Source organism: Halomonas sp. 707D4 (genome assembly GCF_024158685.1).
Classification (GTDB): Bacteria; Pseudomonadota; Gammaproteobacteria; order Pseudomonadales; family Halomonadaceae; genus Vreelandella.
Genome location: NZ_JAMZBD010000294.1, coordinates 1 through 4064, shown reverse-complemented (window position 1 = coordinate 4064; position 4064 = coordinate 1). Strand labels below are relative to the sequence as shown.

Sequence of the window (4064 nt, the reverse complement as noted above, 5' to 3'; positions counted from 1 at the left end):
CCGCGAAGAAGCGCAGGCCCGCGCCATCGAGAGCATCGCCAATGCCCGCTTCGGCGACGGCGAGTACATCTTCGCCTTCGACGATCAACTGGAGATCGTCGCCCACCCGCGCCGCGAGCCCGGTGACGACATGAGCACCTTCCAGGACTCGAGCGGCATGTACCTGTACCAGGCGCTGCTCGACACGGCGCAAGGCGGGGGCGGCTTCGTCGACTACTTCTCGCGGCGCATCGACTCCGGCGACGAGCAGTTTCCCAAGATCAGCTACTTCGCCTACCTGGCGGACTGGGGCTGGGCCTACGGCGCCGGGGTCTACGTCGACGACATCGACGACGCCTTCGTCGACAGCCTGATCCGCTCGCTGATCGCGCTGCTGCTGGTGGGCATTCCCGTAGCCCTGCTGATGGGCTGGGTGATTCGCGACGTGGCCAAACGGCTCGGCGGTGACCCGCGCTACGCGGCCACGGTGGTCAGCCACATCGCCGATGGCGACCTGACCCGCAGCACCACGCTCGCGGCCAAGGATCGCCACAGTCTGCTGTTCGACATCAACCGCATGCGCGAAGCGCTGGCGGGCACCATCGGCGGCATCAACCAGGGCGCGGATGAGGTCAACGACGGGGTGGAGCGCATCGTCGGCGTCAACGAGGAGCTCTCCACGCGCACCGAGCAGCAGGCCGCCTCGCTTGCCGAGACCGCCTCGAGCATGGAAGAACTGACCGCCACGGTGAAGCAGAACGCCGAGCACGCCGACCACGCCCGCGAGCTCGCCGCGACCACGGCCCAGCACGCGCGGCGCGGCAGCGACGCCATGACCACGGTGGTGAGCACCATGGAGGCCATCCACCAGAGTGCGACGCAGATGAGCAGCATCGTCAACACCATCGATGCCATCGCCTTCCAGACCAATATCCTGGCGCTCAACGCCTCGGTGGAGGCGGCGCGCGCCGGCGAACAGGGCCGCGGCTTCGCCGTGGTGGCAAGCGAGGTGCGCAACCTCGCCAGCCGCTCCGCCGCCGCCGCCCAGGAGATCAAGAAGCTGATCGAGGACTCCGGCGTCAAGGTGGCCGAGGGCAGCGAGCGGGTGCGCGACACCGGCGGGGTGATCAATCGCGTGGTCGAGGATATCCAGCAGTTGAGCACGCTGGTGCAGGAGATCTCCGCCGCGACCCGGGAGCAGAGCAGCGGCATCGAGCAGGTCAACCTCGCGGTGACCCAGATGGATCAGATGACCCAGCAAAACGCCGGGCTCGTCCAGCAGAGCAACCACGCCACCCAGCGATTGGCGACGCTCAGCGATCAGCTGCGCCAGCGGGTCGCCAACTTCCGCATTGTCTCATCGAGCGCCCCGGCGCTGGCGTCACCGGCGGGCAGCACCGGCTTGCCCTCCCCCGACGACTTCTAAGCCGGGGCCTGAAGAAAACAGGACGCCCACGCTCGCAAGCGTGGGCGTCCTGCCTTTCACGAGTGGGCTCAACGCGTCAGACGTCACCCTGGTTGTCACGCTCTACGGCCTCGTGCATGCGCGTGAGTAGATCCGGCACGGCGGCCTGCACCCGGTTCCAGCTGGGGATGAAGGGACGCTCGCGGGGGTTGTCGAGAAACAGGTTGCCCGCCTCCAGCAGGTTGCCGGCGAAAAGCTCCACCGCCTGCTCCTCGCAGTGGCGATCGAGGCTCAGCCCGTTCATGGTGGCGTCGTGGTCGTAGGCCTCGATCAGATCCAGCGCCAGCCGGTAGTAGGTCGCCTTCAGGGTGCGAAAGTCCTCGCTGCTGAAGGTGACGCCTTGGGTTGCCAGCTTGCGGTAGAGCGCCTTGGCGATATCCAGGCTCATGCGGTTGAGCCCGCCGCTGGGGTCGTCCTCGCTCACCGGCTGGTGCTTGTGGTCGTAGCCGTCGGCGATGTCCACCTGGCAGATCTGACGCATCGAATAGTTGCGCTGCAGCTCCGAGAGCACGCCGATCTCGAGCCCCCAGTCCGCCGGGATGCGAATGCCTTCGAGCACGTCGCGGCGCATGGCGAACTCGCCGGAGAGCGGATAGCGGAAGCTGTCGAGATAGTCCAGATACGGCAGCGGCCCGCAGACGGTCTTGAGCGCGCGCAGCAGCGGCGTGACCATCAGCCGCGAGACGCGCCCGTTCAAGCGGCCTTCGGCGATGCGCGGGTAGTAGCCCTTGCAGAAGCTGTAGTCGAACTGCGGGTGGGCCACCGGGTACATCAGCCGCGCCAGCAGCGCCCGGTCGTAGGTCAGGATATCGCAGTCGTGAAGCCCCACCACCGACGAGCGGTGGGAGGCCAGCATGTAGCCCGCGCAGTACCAGACGTTGCGCCCCTTGCCCGGCTCAAGCGCCCCGAGGCCGTGCTCGTCGAGCTCGGCATCCAGCGCCCGAAGCCTCGGGCCGTCGTTCCACAGGATGCGCGTATGCTGGGGGAGCCTTGAGAAGAACTCGCGGGCGAACAGGAACTGCTCGCGGTCGGCGCGGTCGAGCCCGATCACGATCTCGTCGAGATACGGCACCTTGGCAAGTTCGTCGACGATGGCCGACAGCGCCGGCCCTTCGAGTTCCGAAAACAGCGACGGCAGGATCAGCCCCATCGGCCGGCGGGCGCCAAAGCGCACCAGGTCGCGCTCGAGCTCCTCGACCGGGCGCCGGGTGAGGTTATGAAAGTCCGTGATCAGGCCGTTCTGGTGAAAGTCGCTCATGCCGTATCCTCCTTGATTCGCTTTCCGTCGTGACCCTCGAGCTCATGACCCTCGACCTCGTGATCGTCGATCCCATGCACCAGGCTTGCGAGGCGTTCGTCCTGCGCGCCCCACCAGTGCACGAGCCCTTCGACCCAGCCCGTCGGGCCCTTTGCGCGGGTGCGATAGAGGGCGGCACTCGCAGGGTTCACCGCCAGATGGTGAGCCCCCTTGATGACCACCGCCTGATCCACCGCTTCGAGCATCTCGATATCGTTGGGGCCATCGCCCAGTCCCAGCGTCAGCGGCATGCTGCCCCGCAGCGAGCGAAAGCGCTTGATCAGCCACTCGACCGCTCGGCCCTTGTCGGAGGTCGCGCCCATGGCGTGATGAAAGCGCCCGCCCTGGGTGAGCGTCAGCCCGTCGCCGGCCAGCGCCTGACGCAGGGCGTCGAGGGCGGCGGCATCGTCTTCCCAGATCAGCGGCTCGCTGCCCTGGCGCTTGCGGGCGGCGATGGCGCGGGCATCGTCGAGCCCGGTCAGCGCGACCATCTTCTCGACGGACATCTCGCCCATGCGCGTGAAGCGCACGTCCAGGCGCCGGCGCCAGACGTCGAGCCGGGCGCGAATGAAGGCGTTGTCCACGCCGGTGTGCTTGACGACAATGCTGTCCCGGGCGTCGCCGGGGCGATCCAGCCGGGGGTGGCACCAACCCGGCGGCAACCCGATCACTGCGCCGTTCTCGGCCACGAAGGGCGTGGCGGTAAGGCCCAGCGCCTCGCGCAGCGGTGCAAGCTCAGCGCGGGTCTTGCTGGTGACCGGAATCACCGGTACCCCGAGTGCCTTGAGACGCGAAAGCGCCGTGCGGGCGGGGGAGAAATCGTAGCTGTCGTGATCCAGCAGCGAGCCGTCCAGGTCGGTGACGACCAGGCGCGGCCTGAGGGCCGGGTCGAGGGCGGCGGCCTCGGAGGCGCGTCGTGACGCGGTGCGGGCGTGTTCCGACATGACATCACCTGTCTTCAATGGTTGGCCTGTAAAAATGATTGGCCTGCAAACGATAGGCCTCATGGTCACGATCATGGTGGTTGTTTAGCAGGTTATGTGCCAATGCATCTTTATTCAGATTCATCAATCGGTTAGCGGCATTTCAAGCGCCGTTTCGAACAGATGCACCATTGTCGATCATTCAAGTCGCACCATGAAAGAGCGTGGAATTACCCAAAAGAGAGGAAATAACTTAGACAAGAGGTGAACAGAAAAGCAGAAAGTTATAAAAAAACTTGGCAAAGGGCTGAGGAAGGCTATACTCGAATTGTACCTGCTGGCACCCCTGGTACACCCCTCACCTGATGCCAGCAGACTACACCGAGCCAAGCCCTTACTG

3 protein-coding genes are annotated in these 4064 nt (G+C 65.9%); 1 reads left to right on the top strand and 2 read right to left on the bottom strand.

Annotation, left to right across the window (positions count from 1 at the left end):
• Positions 1 to 1405, top strand: a 1405-nt coding sequence (locus tag BIS11_RS12305) for a methyl-accepting chemotaxis protein (protein WP_253586138.1), incomplete at its 5' end; no start/stop codon positions are given.
• A 76-nt stretch (positions 1406 to 1481) separates the two neighbouring features.
• Here the strand turns inward: BIS11_RS12305 and BIS11_RS12300 are convergent.
• Both BIS11_RS12300 and BIS11_RS12295 read right to left on the bottom strand, forming a co-directional pair.
• On the bottom strand, positions 1482 to 2702 hold the full coding sequence (locus tag BIS11_RS12300; protein ID WP_253422145.1) for a glycosyl transferase: 1221 nt from the start codon (positions 2700 to 2702) through the stop codon (positions 1482 to 1484).
• Positions 2699 to 3685 (bottom strand): mannosyl-3-phosphoglycerate phosphatase, encoded by a 987-nt coding sequence (locus tag BIS11_RS12295; RefSeq protein WP_253422142.1) that lies wholly within the window; start codon positions 3683 to 3685, stop codon positions 2699 to 2701. The genes BIS11_RS12300 and BIS11_RS12295 overlap by 4 nt, the downstream gene beginning before the upstream one ends.
• Positions 3686 to 4064 lie beyond the last annotated feature (379 nt).

Excerpts from the sequence above, each read along its gene's own strand:
- BIS11_RS12300 (WP_253422145.1), bottom strand. The coding sequence starts at position 2,702 with ATGAGCGACTTTCACCAGAACGGCCTGATCACGGACTTTCATAACCTC.
- BIS11_RS12295 (WP_253422142.1), bottom strand. The coding sequence starts at position 3,685 with ATGTCGGAACACGCCCGCACCGCGTCACGACGCGCCTCCGAGGCCGCC.